Origin of the sequence: Epilithonimonas zeae (assembly GCF_023278365.1) — a bacterium.
Lineage (GTDB): Bacteria > Bacteroidota > Bacteroidia > Flavobacteriales > Weeksellaceae > Epilithonimonas > Epilithonimonas zeae_A.
The window spans coordinates 1,738,001-1,753,472 of sequence record NZ_CP075338.1 but is presented as its reverse complement, the minus strand read 5'-3'; the positions used below and the strand labels follow the sequence as shown (position 1 = coordinate 1,753,472).

General features: G+C 35.8%; 16 protein-coding genes. 8 read left to right on the top strand and 8 right to left on the bottom strand.

Annotated features, from left to right (window positions below):
- Nucleotides 1-10: 10 nt before the first annotated feature.
- The 4 genes from KI430_RS07720 to KI430_RS07705 form a co-directional block, all read right to left on the bottom strand.
- Nucleotides 11-1,390 (bottom strand): MATE family efflux transporter, encoded by a 1,380-nt coding sequence (locus KI430_RS07720; protein ID WP_248877850.1) that lies wholly within the window; start codon nt 1,388-1,390, stop codon nt 11-13.
- Nucleotides 1,391-1,508: 118 nt separating this feature from the next.
- Nucleotides 1,509-2,693: a sigma-54-dependent transcriptional regulator gene (locus KI430_RS07715; protein WP_248877849.1), complete on the bottom strand. Its 1,185-nt coding sequence runs from the start codon at nt 2,691-2,693 to the stop codon at nt 1,509-1,511.
- Nucleotides 2,694-2,956: 263 nt separating this feature from the next.
- On the bottom strand, nt 2,957-4,117 hold the full coding sequence (locus tag KI430_RS07710; protein ID WP_248877848.1) for a M28 family peptidase: 1,161 nt from the start codon (nt 4,115-4,117) through the stop codon (nt 2,957-2,959).
- A gap of 94 nt (nt 4,118-4,211) precedes the next feature.
- Nucleotides 4,212-4,550: a hypothetical protein gene (locus KI430_RS07705; protein WP_248877847.1), complete on the bottom strand. Its 339-nt coding sequence runs from the start codon at nt 4,548-4,550 to the stop codon at nt 4,212-4,214.
- Nucleotides 4,551-4,696: 146 nt separating this feature from the next.
- On the opposite strand from KI430_RS07705, the gene KI430_RS07700 reads away from it, so the two are divergent.
- Nucleotides 4,697-5,254 (top strand): DNA-3-methyladenine glycosylase I, encoded by a 558-nt coding sequence (locus tag KI430_RS07700; RefSeq protein ID WP_248877845.1) that lies wholly within the window; start codon nt 4,697-4,699, stop codon nt 5,252-5,254.
- Between the two features lie 77 nt (nt 5,255-5,331).
- Here the strand turns inward: KI430_RS07700 and KI430_RS07695 are convergent, their stop codons facing one another.
- Together KI430_RS07695 and KI430_RS07690 are read right to left on the bottom strand one after the other, a co-directional pair.
- Nucleotides 5,332-6,186 (bottom strand): nucleoside phosphorylase, encoded by an 855-nt coding sequence (locus KI430_RS07695; RefSeq protein WP_248877843.1) that lies wholly within the window; start codon nt 6,184-6,186, stop codon nt 5,332-5,334.
- 145 nt (nt 6,187-6,331) lie between these two features.
- A complete protein-coding gene (locus KI430_RS07690; protein ID WP_248877842.1) occupies nt 6,332-6,664 on the bottom strand; it encodes a translation initiation factor in 333 nt (110 codons plus the stop codon).
- A 122-nt stretch (nt 6,665-6,786) separates the two neighbouring features.
- Here KI430_RS07690 and gpmI point away from each other — a divergent pair, with 122 nt between their 5' ends.
- The 7 genes from gpmI (at nt 6,787) to KI430_RS07655 (ending at nt 14,317) form a co-directional block, all read left to right on the top strand.
- A complete protein-coding gene (gene gpmI / locus KI430_RS07685) occupies nt 6,787-8,313 on the top strand; it encodes a 2,3-bisphosphoglycerate-independent phosphoglycerate mutase (protein ID WP_248877840.1) in 1,527 nt (508 codons plus the stop codon).
- Nucleotides 8,314-8,400: 87 nt separating this feature from the next.
- A complete protein-coding gene (locus tag KI430_RS07680) occupies nt 8,401-9,861 on the top strand; it encodes a helix-turn-helix domain-containing protein (protein WP_248877838.1) in 1,461 nt (486 codons plus the stop codon).
- 153 nt (nt 9,862-10,014) lie between these two features.
- Complete coding sequence (locus tag KI430_RS07675; protein ID WP_248877836.1) at nt 10,015-11,397, top strand: T9SS type A sorting domain-containing protein; 1,383 nt, start codon at nt 10,015-10,017, stop codon at nt 11,395-11,397.
- A gap of 179 nt (nt 11,398-11,576) precedes the next feature.
- Entirely contained in the window at nt 11,577-12,008 is a 432-nt protein-coding gene (locus KI430_RS07670) for a BT0820 family HAD-type phosphatase (RefSeq protein ID WP_074235511.1), read from the top strand.
- 84 nt (nt 12,009-12,092) lie between these two features.
- Nucleotides 12,093-12,902 (top strand): type I methionyl aminopeptidase, encoded by an 810-nt coding sequence (gene map / locus KI430_RS07665; RefSeq protein WP_248877834.1) that lies wholly within the window; start codon nt 12,093-12,095, stop codon nt 12,900-12,902.
- A 10-nt stretch (nt 12,903-12,912) separates the two neighbouring features.
- Complete coding sequence (locus tag KI430_RS07660) at nt 12,913-13,539, top strand: hypothetical protein (protein WP_248877832.1); 627 nt, start codon at nt 12,913-12,915, stop codon at nt 13,537-13,539.
- A 13-nt stretch (nt 13,540-13,552) separates the two neighbouring features.
- The gene (locus KI430_RS07655; protein ID WP_248877830.1) at nt 13,553-14,317 is read left to right on the top strand and encodes a class I SAM-dependent methyltransferase; all 765 of its coding nucleotides are present in this window, start codon (nt 13,553-13,555) and stop codon (nt 14,315-14,317) included.
- Between the two features lie 3 nt (nt 14,318-14,320).
- Here KI430_RS07655 and KI430_RS07650 read toward each other — a convergent pair whose 3' ends face one another.
- On the bottom strand, nt 14,321-14,872 hold the full coding sequence (locus KI430_RS07650; RefSeq protein ID WP_248877828.1) for a hypothetical protein: 552 nt from the start codon (nt 14,870-14,872) through the stop codon (nt 14,321-14,323).
- A 12-nt stretch (nt 14,873-14,884) separates the two neighbouring features.
- A complete protein-coding gene (locus tag KI430_RS07645) occupies nt 14,885-15,454 on the bottom strand; it encodes a hypothetical protein (protein ID WP_248877827.1) in 570 nt (189 codons plus the stop codon).
- Nucleotides 15,455-15,472: the final 18 nt, after the last annotated feature.

Below are 15,472 nucleotides of genomic sequence, written 5' to 3'. Positions count from 1 at the left end.
TTATGAAGAATCATTTAGCAATTAATTCCCCATTATTAGCTAAAGCTTTCCTCTTGCTCAACCTCAAAAACCTAATCACTAAAAGAATCGCAGAAATCGTCAATCCGATTCCCAGCGCAATCCACATTCCAAATGCTCCCATTTTCAAAGTCACACAAAGAAGATAACCAACCGGAATTGTGAAAACCCAATAAGCTAAGAATGTAATGACACTCGGGATTTTCACATCCTGAATCCCTCTGAGACAACCTAAAGCTGTCACCTGAATTCCGTCTGACAATTGGAAAAGTGCGGCAATAATCATCAGTTTAGAAGCTAAGTTGATGACCAGAACATCGCTTTCTTTTGTGAAAAAGTGGGGCAGAACATTTCTGAAAAGAATAAACATCAATCCACAGAAGCCCATATAAATTAAGGTTAATTTGAAATTATTAATCCCGATTTTTCTCAATCCGTCAAAGTCTTTAACACCCATTTTATTACCAATCATAACCGTAGAAGCCACACTGAATCCAATACAAAGATTGAATGTAAACGAAGCCATAGATAACGCAATCTGATGCGAAGCAATATCCGTAGAGCTTATCAATCCACAAATGAAAGCAGCAGCGGCAAAAGCGGTTACCTCAAAGAACATTTGAAGAGCTGTAGGTAAGCCAAGCTTGAACATTTTGTTGAACATCTCCTTTGTGAAAAGACTGATTTTCAGAGAGAATTCTTTAATGTAACGTCTTGTTTTGGGCTCTTTTACCAAAACAAAATACAAGAAAACCACCATAAATATTCTGGCAATCAAGGTTGCTAATGCAGAACCCTGAACGCCCATTGCCGGTAATCCAAACATCCCTTTTATGAAGACATAGTTCAGGACGATATTAATTATGTTTGCAATAATGGTGGCTTTGGTTACCCCAATTGTAAACGACAAACCTTCCGAAACTTCTCTCAAAGTCTGGAACATCATAAACGGGATCATTGTAAATGCCATTATGCTAAGGAAACTTATTGTATTCGGGATAATTTCTTTAGGCTGATCCATATGATAAATCAATGGAAGTCCGCATAACAAAATAATCATCAGTAATGTTCCGATTCCGAGATTAATGACAAATCCGTGTCTGAAAACAGAATTAATTACATCGTGTTTTTTCTGAGAATTAGCTTCCGAAACCAAAGGCGGAATGGCGAAAGAAAATCCTAAGGCCAGTACGAAAATGGAAAAGAATAATGCATTTCCCAAAGATACAGAAGCCAAAGCCTGAGCCCCTAAAAGTTTACCAACGATAATGTTATCGAACAAGTTTACAGAAACTTGTCCAACCTGTGTCAGCATTACAGGAAGTGCTAACTTCAGACCTTCCTGCGTATATTGTTTGTTTAAAAAGTTCATTTTATTTCATATAATTTTATTAAAAGAAAAGTGATAATCGCAAAATTTTCATTTTTATTCAAAAAAAACCGCCTCGTTGAAAAGAACGAGACGGTTAAATATTTTTATTTATTTAATCTCATTTCTTTACAAAACTCGCCACGTCATCAGCAGTCACAGGATCTGCACCTAAGATGATTAATCTTTCAACCACGTTTCTAAGTTCTCTGATATTTCCAGTCCAGTCAAATTGCTGCAAAGCTTTGATAGATTTATCATCAAATTTCTTCGGCGAAGTTCCATTTTCGTTCGAAATCAATTGCGTGAAATATTCTACCAACAAAGGAATATCTTCTTTCCTGTCGTTCAAAGATGGAACGTTGATTTCTATAACAGAAAGCCTGTGATACAAATCTTCCCTGAATTTTCCTTGTGCGATTTCGTTAGTCAAATTCTTATTTGTTGCTGCGATAACACGCACATCCACTTTGATTTCTTTGTCGCTTCCGACAGGGGAAACTTTACTTTCCTGTAAAGCTCTCAGTACTTTTGCCTGAGCAACTAGGCTCATATCTCCAATCTCGTCCAAGAAAATAGTTCCGCCATTCGCTTGTTCAAATTTTCCGGATTTATCTTTGATAGCGCCCGTAAAAGAACCTTTTACGTGACCGAATAATTCACTTTCAATCAATTCTGATGGAATCGCCGCGCAGTTCACTTCAACCATTGGCCCTCTGGAACGTTCGCTTTGTGAATGGATAGCGTGCGCCACCAATTCTTTACCGGCTCCGTTGGGTCCTGTAATCAAAACTCTGGCGTCGGAAAGTGCTACCTTATCAATGATTTCCTGAATCTTTTTCAGAGCAGAGGATTCGCCAATCATCTGATATTTTTTGTTCACTTTTTTCTTAAGCTGAGAGTTTTCCTGCTTAAGATTGGAGTTGTCTTTCTGCAGATTGCCTTTATCAAGCGCATTTTTCACACTCGTAATCAATCTGTTGATATCAATAGGTTTGGAGATGAAATCGTAAGCGCCTTCTTTCAGACAGCTGACAGCAGTATCAATATCTGCGTGACCGGAAATCATCACAAATGTGGTTTCGGGTTTCAACTGAAGGCTTTGCTTAAGAAGTTCTGTTCCGGATATTTTTGGCATTTTGATATCAGAAATCACTAGAGCGAAGTCTTCTTTCTCTATGAATTTGAAACCTTCGAAACCGTCTTCTGCGATTTCGAATTGGTATTCTGGTAGTTCGTCTGATAAAATACTGTGTAGAACGCCGGAGATTGCTTTTTCGTCTTCTACTATTAAGATTTTTTGCATAGTTGCAAAGATACAAATTTTAAATTTCGCAAAGTGAAATTATTATGGTTGTTTATTTCGAAAATTGTAATGTAGAAATGTTCTAAAAAACAAGAATCTTGATTTTTATAACAAAACCTCTCTGCAATAGCGATAGTAGCGGTTATCCTTTTCTAAAGCCTGGGAACTAGCTTGGATGGAAAAGATAGTAGCGGATAGCGCGACCCGAGCTTTGGGAAAGTTAGGGAAGGGGATTGCCCTAAATTTTTTTATTAATAATGATGTTATTCTACAATTATTTTTTTTGTAATCTGCTGTTCTCCGATATTGAAAGTTCCTAAATAAACTCCTTTCGGAAGTCCGGAAATGTCAATTCTAAATTGATTTTCCGTCTTGCTAAGCATTTTCCCGTCAAGTGACGTAATTGTAAAACTGAAATGCTGATTCTTACTGTTTGAAAACTCTAGCTGAAGATAATCTTTGGCAGGATTGGGATAAAGTGTGAAACTTGTCTCCAATTCTTTTGCTGAATCAATGTTTAAAGTCTGACCTGCAATTGCAAAATGCTGAACCGCTCCGGTTGTAGCCTTCGCTATATTGTAAATGTAAACTGGGTCAAGATTGGCATAAGTGTCGTTGACGGTGTGTGCGTATTGCGTTTCGTTATATTCAAAAAGTCCTGTGATGATTTCACCATTCGCCTGAAATGGCATGTAATCGGACGCATAAGCATAACTAAGGTTGGTTTTCAAAGTTGAATATAATGTCACACAATTCATCAATTGTTGTGTGAAAGTGTTGGAAGCCGAGTTGTTGGAACTTGGACTATTAGACTCATCCCTTTCGCAAGTGATCGTGTCATTGGTTTTTCCTTTTACACCACCAACTTCATCGATATTAAGAACCAAACGAATGCTCATTTTTGGATTGGTTGCATTCACGACATTGGAAACGTAATGAGCTGAGCCAAGAAGACCTTGCTCTTCACCCGAAAAATTGATGAATTTGATGGAATATTCTGTAGTAACATTTTTCAGAAGTCGCGCTACTTCAAGAATTACTGAAACACCGCTTCCATTGTCATTGGTTCCGGTTCCGGTAATCGTATCATAATGTCCACAAATGATAACGTAAGTATTGGGATATTTGGTTCCTGTTTTTGTGACAATTAGATTAGAAGTTGTTTTTCCACTATATGTAAAATCATCTTTGGTAATTTGAGATTCGGAATATCCGAAAGAAAGGTATTTGTTTTTGAGCCAAGTATATGCATTGTTGTTGGCTGTGGAACCTGTGGTTTTTACGCCCAGACCTTCGAATTCCTGTAAATAAGTATTGATGTTGGACTGGGAAACAAGATTGGCGATATTTGCATAATCTTGATTGAATGTTTGCGAATTTGCAAAAAATCCTAAAAATAAAACCGAAAATAATAAGTTCTTCATCTCCATTGATAATAATTTTGCAAATATAATTAAAAAGGAGAAGACAAAATTATTGTCTTCTCCTTTTCGTGAAAAACTATTACTAACTTAAAAACTAATTCGTTGCTTTACGTACTTCTGCTTTCACATCCTCAGCGGCGTCTTTGGTCTTTTCCCAAGCATCAGAAGCAGTATCTTTTGTTGTTTCCCAAGCTTTATCTGCAAAATCTTTGGTGTCTTCCCAAGCTTCTGCTGCGCTTGATTTTAAATTTTCGAAGAAGCCTTCTCTTGTTGGCTCTTCATTTTTTCTTTTTTGTTCATCAATATAGTTGCGAGCTCTGTCTGCATATTCATTCACTTTGTTTTTAGCTCTGTCAGCTGCATTTTCTAATGAATTTTCTGTTTTGTTGACAGCTCTTTCTGCATCATTGTAATTTTCGTCGTGCGTACTCATAATATTTTGTTTTTAGTGATTAATATTGAAAAATTTGATTTGATGCTAACCAATTATTCAATTACGATGCCGTTAAATCTTAATGAACGTTAATGTTTTGTTTTGAATTTATAATGTTTCCTAAATTGACATCAAAATTAAAAACAATGGAAAAAATTAGATGTGCGTGGTGCGGAACCGATGAACTTTATCAAAAGTATCACGACGAAGAATGGGGAAGGTTGGTAACAGATGATGAAACAATGTTTGAGTTTTTGATTCTCGAAAGTTTCCAAGCGGGATTGAGTTGGATTACGATTCTTAGAAAAAGAGAAACTTTCAGAAAAGCCTTTGATAACTTCAATTATAAGAAGATTGCAAAATATAACGAAGATAAGATTGAGGAATTGATGCAAGATGCCGGAATCGTAAGAAACCGATTAAAAGTAAAGGCTTCTATTTCCAACGCTCAAAAATTTATGGAACTTCAGAAAGAGTTTGGAAGTTTTTATAATTACATTTCAACATTCACAGGCGGAAAAAGAATTGTGAATACTTGGAAAGTTCATACAGAAGCACCCGCAACGACAGAATTGTCTGATGTAATTAGCAAAGATTTGAAGAGAAGAGGATTTAAATTTCTGGGTTCAACGGTTATCTATTCTCATCTTCAGGCAACAGGAATTGTAGATGACCACATAGAAAGTTGTTTTGTGAGAAACTAGAGTTGAAGAGTGGGAAAGTTTTAGGGTCGGAGAGTTTCAGTCAATAACTCATAAAACTCTCCAACTCACAAACTCTCTTACTTAATAATTCTGTCAAGAACCCATTCGATCATCATTTTTTCGGAAGCGTGGTGGTCGCTTGCAAATTCGCCTCGTCTTCTGTTGGCGATAACACAGTTCACAGTAATGGCTTTGTGTCCTAATAATTTTGATAAGCCATAGATTGCTGAAGTTTCCATTTCGAAGTTGGAAACACCAAGATCATTCAAAGTTTCTAGGAATTTGTCATCAAGTGCTTTCAATCTCAACTGTCGGCCTTGAGGCGCATAGAAACCTGGGAAAGTCGCTGTGTTTCCTCTATATTTGGCGTCAGCATAATACTCAGCAATATCTTCTGCCCAGTCAGAGAAATACAACATTGGCTTGATTCTCTCGTAAGGGAATTTTTCCAAGAAGTTCTTACTGAATTCATTCTCGAATTGATAATCCTGATAGAAATGCATCAATCCGTCCAAACCAACAACATTCTGCGTTACCAGCATATTATTCACTTCGATATCAGGATTCACACTTCCGCAAGTTCCCATACGGAAAAGTTCCAGAGACTTATGTTCTTTTTTGAATTCTTTGGCTTTCAAATCTATATTTACCAAAGCATCCAATTCGTTCATCACGATATCGATGTTTTCTGTCCCGATTCCTGTTGACATTACTGTGATTCTCTCGCCACGCAAAGTTCCTGTATGCGTATAGAATTCTCTTTTGTTCTTTTTAATTTCGATAGTATCGAAGAATTTTGAAACTTTTGGAACTCTGTCTGGGTCGCCTACAAGAAGTACTTTGTCTGCAAGATCTTCCGGAAGAAGGTTTAGGTGATAAACACTTCCGTCATCATTTAGAACCAATTCAGAAGCTGCTAGTTTGTTGATCATATTATATTGATTTTAATTTTTTAAATTGCTTTTATAAAATAGATGATAGAGGAATAGAAAATGAATTTTATATTATGGAAAGTCTTCGAGAGCCTCAGACTGACAATGCTCCAAACATTAATAATTCATCATTTATCATTCATTGTTATCCTCCTACACGTTTGGTTTTGTAACCAAGGTTTTTCAGGATGTTCATTATTTTGTCGCGGTTGTCGCCTTGGATGATGATGGTTCCGTCTTTTTCAGAACCGCCGATTCCGAGTGTTGTTTTGATTTTCTTCGAGATTTCTTTCAAACCTTCATCGTCACCTTCCCAACCTTCTATAATGGTTACGGGTTTCCCATTTCTGCCTTTCTTCTCGAATTTGCATACCAAAGGTTCTTTCTGTTTGAAGTTTTCTTTGGCTTCATCAGGCATTTGGAAATCCTGTTCTTCGTGTTCAGGGAAAAGGTTTTTCAGTTGGTCTCTTAAGTCCATTTTGATTTTTTAAAAAAGGGTCTTAAAGTTAATCATATTTATCAATCTGCAAAAAATATCTTTAGAAATTATCTTAACGCATTTTCATTTCGTAAATTTGTAGTAATAAAACAAAATTAAAAATGTCAAAGAAAGCAATTCTTGCAATATTAGATGGCTGGGGAATCGGTCTTAACGATAGTGTTTCCGCTCTAGCTCAAGCTAAAACACCTTTTATAGATTCAGCACTTAAAAACTTTCCAAACACAACTTTGGAAGCAAGTGGTTTGGCAGTTGGTCTGCCGGCCGGACAAATGGGAAATTCTGAAGTGGGGCATATGAATCTTGGTGCTGGTAGAGTGGTTTATCAGAATCTTGTAAAACTAAATATGGCGGTAGAAACAGGAAGTCTTGGAAAAGAACCTGTCATCCAAGCTGCTTTCGAATACGCAAAAGCGAACAACAAAAAAGTACATTTCATTGGATTGGTTTCCAATGGTGGTGTGCATTCTCATATCAATCACTTAAAAGGTTTACTTACGGCGGCTCACGAATTTGGATTCAAGGACAATGTCTTCGTTCATGGTTTCACAGACGGTAGAGATTGTGACCCAAAATCCGGAAAGGGTTTCGTAGAAGAACTTTTAGCGCATATGAATGCTACAACGGGAAAACTGGCTTCTATCATTGGTCGTTACTATGCGATGGACAGAGACAAGCGCTGGGAACGTGTGAAATTAGCTTATGATGTGATGGTAAATGGTGTTGGGAAAGAAACTAAGGATTTTATTCAAGCAATTCAGGATTCTTACAATGCTGATGTTACAGATGAGTTTATCCAACCGATTGTTGCCGTTCAGAATCATTTCCCGATTGCTAAAATTGAAGACCACGATGTTGTGATTTCTTTCAATTTCCGTACAGACAGAGGTCGAGAAATTACAGAAGTGCTTTCTCAGCAAGACTTCCCAGAGTATGGAATGAAAAAGCTGGATTTGTATTATGTGACTTTGACTAATTATGATAAAACATTCCAGAATGTAAGAGTTGTTTTTGATGAAAATGTTCTTCAAAAAACGATGGGCGAAGTATTGGAAGCGGCAGGCAAATCTCAAATCAGAATCGCTGAAACAGAAAAATATCCCCACGTTACATTCTTTTTCTCTGGCGGAAGAGAAACAGAATTCGTTCAGGAAAGACGTTTACTTTGCCCGAGTCCGAAAGATGTTGCGACTTACGATTTGAAACCCGAAATGTCGGCTTACGATATCACCAACGCAATCGTGCCTGAGTTACAAAAAGAATCTGCAGATTTTGTAGTTCTTAATTTTGCAAATACAGATATGGTTGGTCATACAGGTGTTTTTTCTGCAGCTGTAAAAGCGGCGGAAGTTGTTGATTCTTGTATTCAAAAAGTTGCTGAAACAGCTTATGAACACGGTTATGCGGTTTTCATCCTTGCAGACCACGGAAACTCCGATGTGATGATTAATCCGGATGGTTCTCCAAACACACAGCACTCTACGAATTTGGTTCCCTTCATTGTGATGGATAAAGATCATACTTGGAATTTGACACCAGGGAAATTAGGTGATGTGGCGCCAACAATTTTGAAAGTGATGGGCGTAGATATTCCTGAAGAAATGACTGGGAATATTCTGGCGAACTAAAAACTCAAGATAAATAAAATGGGAAAGTCGGTTTTTTACCGACTTTTTTATTTTTTGGTGTAAATTCGTTTCATTAATTCATAAATAATGATGATTGGCAGATTGTTTTTCTGTTGCATTTTGATGGCTAATCTTCTATTTGGGCAGAATATTTTGTCTAATGATAACGACTACAATGCAGAGAAAAGTGAAGAGCTCGCATCTTTGGCGGTTTCATACTTCAAAAATAATGACCTCAAAAAATCTACAGAACTACTTTTCAAAGCCAAAGAATTTGCAGAAAAAACAGATGATTATGCATTGATTGCCAGAATGAACGGCTCCATTGCGCATCAGTACGTTCAACTAAATCTGAATGATAAAGCCAAATTTTATCTTGATAACGCCATCAAACAAATCAACAAATTACCAGAAGGTGACAAGAAAAAACTTCTGAAAACTTTGTCTTATCTGGAAATTGGTAACATCGATTTTGATGAAGAAAATTATCAAAAAGCCAGCGAATTCTATAAAAAATCACTCAAGGAAATTGAGTTAGTCAAAAATCCTGATGAACAAGCAATTTATCATCACAGACGTTCGCTTTATAATATTGGGAATTCCTACTATTACCTTAAAAATGATTCTGCAGAAATCTATCTGAATAAAGCTCTTGCGATTAAGAACAATTATAACAATGAGATAAACTATTTCATTTATAATGCTTTGTCCCAAGTTTATGCGGATAGGAAAGAATATCAACGAGCGATTGATACTTTGAAGATTGTTCTCAAGCATAAAAATGATTTGGATACGCGTCTGCTTTCCGATGTTTATTACAATCTTTCACAAGATTTTAAAGCTTTGAATGACCAATCTCAATATTCTCTTTACAATGAGGAATTCATAAAACTCAACAGAAGCATCAGAGAAAGTGAGATGAAAGCTATTTCGTCCGCTATCAATGCTGAACAGAAAGATTATAAAGATGCCATTTCTGATGCCGATAGTTCTAAGAAAAATATTGTGATTATTGCGACAGTTTTTGTTTTAATATTAGCTTTTGCAATTGTCTTTTTACTTTATCGAAGAAAAAAAGAAAGAAAGGTTTTTGAAAATATCATTCATAAATTGGAGTCAGACAAGATCATTTCAACTGAAAATAAATTAGAATCTCCGGTAGAAGTTCAGAAAGATTCATCTGTTCAGATTCCTAATTCTGTCGAAAAAGATTTGCTGGATAAACTTCAAAAATTCGAAGAATCTGAGAGATTTACCAATCCGAAATTGACTATTGCGAGTCTGGCCCTTCAACTCAAAACCAATACAAGTTATCTTTCTGAGGTTATTAATAAGTATAAAGGGAAGAACTTCAATACTTACATCAATGAGTTGAGAATTGCGTACATCTGTCAGAAAATTTATACTAATAAAGAATATCAGAATTATAAAATAAGTTATCTGGCAGAAGAATGTGGCTTCGCTTCGCATAGTTCTTTTGCAACTGTTTTCCGAAATATTACGGGTATTTCGCCTTCTGTTTTCATTCGCGAAGCTTCTAAAAATTAATATTTATAAAAGCTAAATTTTAAAATTTAAAATATTGAATTCCAGCGTTTTAAATAATGATTTCTTATTTCAAAATCAAGGATTTCGAAAGGGTTAAAGTTGGATTTGCAGATAATGTAGCATAGTTTAGCATCAACAATTATAAAATTTGATATGAGAAAAAACTTACTTATTGCCTTGGCGTTATCCAGCGTTTTAGGATTTGCACAATCCGGTGAAAATTGCAGTTATGGAATTGGTTCGGACAAAATTTCAAACGGCGAAAATATTACAACAGGTGGTACTTATGAATATAGTGCAGCTTCTGATTTCGATGTTGCTTCAGGAAAAATTCTTACGGCAAAGCAATTAACGTTCAATGTTTTGAAAGGTTCTGCCAATCTAAACTTTGTGAATGTCTATATTCTTAAAGAAAATCAAGGCGTTCCCGGAGAAGTAATTCAGACTTTCACAAATTTGGTTCCGACTTCTCAGGTTTTGGATTATCAATCGACTTTGGAAAATATGGATGCCTACAAAATTACTGTAGATTTTCCAGCGCCATTTGACTTGCCAAAAGGTAAATACTTTGTTCAGTTACAAGCTGCTCCTGGCGACAATACGCCGGTAAGCTGGGAAATTACCGATCAAAATACGCGAAAGTTAGGCAGATTCGATTTTACAAAATTTGATACAGATCCTTGGTTTGGTGGATTTTCTTACTACGATCACGTTTTTGAAGTTATAGGAAATTGTAATGATACAAGTGAACAGCAACCTACTGGAACGTCTTTTACAGCAGGTAATCCAGGAGATTCCCACGAAAGTGGTGTTCGTATGATCTGGACATCGTTGGCGGATGACTTTGTAGTTCCGGATGGTCAGAAATTTACATTTACAAAATTCAAAATTTCTACTTTGCAATTGGGTAATATCAAAAATGCAACAATCAATATCCGTAAGTCTGAGAATGATTTGCCAGGTGAGATTCTTCACACTTTTGAAAATGTTGGTCCAACGACGGAGAATTTCTACGGTTATCACACTGTACAAGGTTTCCCTTTGGATGTTGTGGCAGCAGATGTTGAGTTTGATTGGAGCCAGCCTGTTGACTTATTACCTGGAAGGTATTTTATCGAGATTATTGCAGCACCGTTTCCGTTCACAGATTATCAAAGTTGGGAAGTTACACCTAATTCTGGAAGTGATTTGGATTCTGTCGCATCATTTGACGGCGGAGAAACTTGGGAATCTAATGCCGGATACAATTATGTCTTCGAGATTTCAGGTTTCTTAAATCCATATTTAGCAGTGAATGAAGCTGGTAAAAACCAAGTGTCTGTTTTTCCAAATCCAGTTTCTAATGAATTGAATATCAGTTCTGTTCAGGATGTTGAAAAAGTATTTGTCTACAATGCTGCAGGACAAACTATTAAAACGATTACTGAAGTTAAAAATAATAAGCTAGACGTGTCGAATTTGTCAAAAGGAATTTATTTCGTCAATACAGTGTTCAAGAATGGAGAATCCAAAACTTTCAAAGTCATAAAACATTAATAAATATTCATAGTTATTTACAATTATTAAGTAGTAAAAACCTGATCTTTGGTCAGGTTTTCTTGTATAGAAAATTTGAAATATTTGATTAAATCAATAATTTCATTGATTTATAAAATTAAAAAGGCATTTATATAATTTGTATATTTGCTCACTTATTTTTATAAAAAACAACAATGATAAAAAGTAATAAAAAACTAGCAATCGATTTCGATGGAACTATTGTGGATGATGCTTACCCGGGAATTGGGAAAGCCAAAACATTTGCATTCGAAACTTTAAAAAAACTTCAGGGAGAAGGTTACAGATTGATTCTTTGGACTTACCGTCACGGTAAATCTTTGGAAGATGCTGTAGAATTCTGCAGAAAAAACGGACTAGAATTTTACGCTGTTAACTCCAGTTTTGAAGGCGAAGTTTTCGATTCAGAAACGCAGTCAAGAAAGATTGACGCAGACCTTTTCATTGATGATAGAAATCTTGGCGGATTCCCGGGTTGGGGCGAAATCTACCAAATCATCAACGAAAGAATCGAATTCCAAGTAGCAGGAGGCGAAGTTCACGCTTACTCCAAAATGAAAAAAGAAAAGAAAAGAGGACTTTTTTGGTAAGTCTCTTTGTAAAAAGTAAAATGTAAAAAGTACAAAATATCTTTTAAAAATACATTTTACTATAATACATCAATGCAATTATAAATGATTCAACTCAAAAATATAGACGAGCTTCGATTGATGAAGCAAAGTGCAAGATTGGTATCCCAGACTTTGGGGATGTTGGCAAAAGAAATTAAACCTGGCGTTACAACACTTCATCTTGATAAATTAGCTTACGATTTTATCAAAGACCACGGTGCAGAACCTGCATTCTTAGGCTATGGCGGATTTCCTGCTTCACTTTGTATTTCACCAAATGAGCAAGTCGTTCACGGAATTCCAAATTCTGAACCTATAAAAGAAGGGACAATTCTTTCCGTAGATTGTGGCGTTTTCTGGAACGGATTTGTTGGTGACCACGCTTACACTTTTGAAGTTGGTGAAGTTTCCGATGAGGTAAAAAAATTATTGAGAGTTACCAAAGAATCTTTGTACAAAGGGATCGAGCAATGTGTAAGAGGGAAACGTGTTGGAGATATTTCAAACGCCATCCAGAAACATTGTGAGAAAGAAGGTTATGGTGTGGTGAGAGAATTGGTTGGTCATGGTGTTGGAAGACAAATGCACGAAGACCCGCAAGTTCCAAATTATGGAAAACCGGGAAGCGGAAAGGTCCTAAAAGACGGAATTTGTCTAGCAATTGAACCGATGATTAACCTTGGAACAGAGAAAGTGAAGTTCCATAACGATGGTTGGACGGTTACGACTTTAGACAATCAGCCTTCTGCACATTTTGAACACGATATTTGTGTTTATAATGGCAAACCGGTCTTGCTTTCGACTTACGATTATATTTACGAAGCATTAGGAATTAAATCTGACGAGGAAAGAGCTTTCCAGGTTGATTTTTAATTTTTGAATTGTGAAATCGGTGTACGTTCTTTTTTCAATATTTTGGGCTGGCTGTTGGTCAGCACAGACTTTTCAGCGTAATGTTGGTGAGTCCAGAGAAGATTTCGTAAAAAGAATAAAACCGATTCAGAATGCCCAAATCCAAGGTGAAGTCTTGGAAGTTAAGCAATGGAATAATTTGGCTAATCCTATTTTCGCATTCTACGAATATTCCGAAGAAGGGATCGAAAAAGGTAAGCCCAATGGTCTCAACTATTCTTACGTCGATGGTTATCTATTGATTCCTTCGGAAAATAATAGGTATAATAAAATTTTTATCGATACCTATGCAGAAGAAGGCGCAACAGCCTACGTGGAGTCTGTTTTTTTTGCGAATGCAGACCGTGATGCGGACAAGGAATTAGGCGTTCTCTGTTCTTGGGATCAAAGTATGCATTCCGGCATCAGCGGAAGAATTTATCAGGTTTATTTTTACGATTTTCCAAAAGCAACGGATAAAATTTCAAAATTGAAACCAATTCAGATTAAAGGTTTTGATTTCGAGTTTGATGGAACTAACGATGCTGGTGAGCGTTCTGTGGCCAAATTCAATACGGCAGCCAAAATAAAAGCCGAATTAAAACGATTAGGATTCTAAAACATTTCCAGACTTGAAAAAAATTGCTAAAATTCTGCTGAATGCGATTCCCAGGCCAATGCTTATTAATTTGAGCATTTTTTTGCGTCCGCTGATTGTCCTTTTTTTTAAAGGAGACAATTTCACGGATCCAATCGACGGAAAATCTTATCGTAAATTTTTACCATATGGTTATGGAAAACAACGTGCAAATGCCTTGTCTCCAGGAACGCTATCTTTGGAGAGACATCGTCAGATGTGGCTTTATCTTCAGAATGAAACCAATTTTTTTACAGATAAATTAAAAGTTCTTCATATTGCGCCAGAGCAGGAATTCCTAAGGAAATTCAAAAAGATGAAAAATCTTGATTATACTTCTGCGGATTTGTTTTCTCCGATTGTGGATGTAAAAGCGGACATTCTGGATTTGCCTTTTGAGGATAATAGTTTTGATGTGATTATCTGTAATCACGTTTTGGAGCATATTGTAGACGACAGAAAGGCGATGTCTGAACTTTATCGTGTGATGAAATCCGGAGGTTGGGGAATTGTTCAAGTTCCAATGAAAAACTCTCTGGAAAAAACTTACGAAGATTTTACCATCACAGACCCAAAAGAACGTCAAAAACATTTTGGACAATACGACCACGTTCGCTGGTACGGAATGGATTATTTTGACCGTTTGAAAAGTGTTGGCTTTGAAGCTGAAATCAATTTCTATTCTCAAAAATTTTCTGAGGCTGATATCAAAAGATTTGGTCTTAATAAAAACGAGATTCTTCCTATTGTTAGAAAATAACAATTACTTTTCTGTCAAGAATTTAGATTTATTGACATAATAATCCAAGATTGCTATGGCTAAATAATAGATTCCGCCAAACATCATATTCATTTTGACTTCATTGTCGTCAAACAGATAATATGACAATGAAAAAAGTAAAAGTAAAAACCATAACAACAATTTTCCTCCATAAACACTAGCAAATCTTGCTGTCATTTCCTCATCTTTAACTGTTTGAGACTGGATCAAACATTGAATCAAAACCAGCAAGTAACCGCAAAAGAGTTCTTCTTGTTCAAATAAATCAAACGTGTAGAAGTACAAAACAGGACCAGATGCAACCAATCCGAAAATCAAAAACTTGAGAAACATATTTGCCTTTGTCATTTTTGAAAAAATCAAAATTGAGAAGATGAAAAGCGGATAAACCAAGAAAACGGAATAAAGTGCGTATTTATAAATTAGAAACTCTGGCGTTTCCGTACCATCAGAAATCCAAAATAATCTGAAATAGAGAAACGAAAGATATAATGAGTTGAGGCTGAAAAGGATTGGAAGTGGCTGAGGTTTCATTTGAATCTAAATTTAATTATAAATATCTTTTAAGTAAACCTCTGTGCTGTCCATTGAACTATAGATTTCTTGTCCATTTCCATTTGTGTCGTAATATTTGAAAAATAGAATACTGTCGCTCATTTTTTCTGGCTTGAACCAATCATCATCGCTGGGTTGTTCGGATGTTTTTATTTTTTCAAATTCAAATTCTTTTTGTGCTAATATTCTGTTTAGTTCTTTTGGACAAGTTTTGAAATGAAGTAAAATTGCATAATCAATTATTGGAGCTGTTTGGTCTTGATAATTCAGGATTTGAACACAATCAGTTTCTGGTTTCCCCAATAGACTTTCATAGATTTCAATGCCAGTTCTTGGTTTGCTGAGTTCAGAAATCTCGTTATAAACCTTTTTTGTAATACGATACGTCTTCTTGGTAATTGTAAAAATCCCTACAGCTCCTGCAGTTATTGAAATAAATAAAATGACAATTGAAGTGATGATTAGATTTTTCTTCTTTTTTATTAACCCAAAAATTAGAATTACCAGAAAAATCATAAATGAGATTCCAGCAATTAGTAGTTCGAAAATTATTTCTTTCATAAAAAATCATTTGTGTTT